The sequence below is a fragment of the Streptomyces sp. 8P21H-1 genome (assembly GCF_013302945.1).
Window position 1 is genome coordinate 1 of sequence record NZ_JABTYA010000060.1, and the last position, 323, is coordinate 323.

Annotated in this window: 1 pseudogene; it reads right to left on the reverse strand. The window is 71.8% G+C overall.

What is annotated here, in order from left to right:
- Nucleotides 1–284, reverse strand: a pseudogene (locus tag HO151_RS01115) (modular polyketide synthase); the annotation flags it as partial.
- Nucleotides 285–323 lie beyond the last annotated feature (39 nt).

Below are 323 nucleotides of genomic sequence, written 5' to 3' on the forward strand. Positions count from 1 at the left end.
CCCATGCCTGTCCAGTGGGTGCCCTGGCCGGGGAAGACGAAGGCGACGCGGCCCTGGACGTCTGCTCGGCTGCTTGCGCTGCCTTCGGCTATGGCGTCCAGTCCGGCCAGCATCTCGGTCCGGTCCTGGGCGACCACCACCGCACGGTCCGGCAGTCCGGCACGGCCGTTCATCAGTCCTGCCGCGACCGTCCCTGCATCCAGCTCAGGACGGGTCCGCACGAACTCGGCCAACTGCCGTGCCTGGGCGCGGGTGCCCTGGGCGTCGGCTCCGGAGATCAGCACGGGGAAGGGACCCTCGGACCGTGGAGCGGGGGTGTGGGA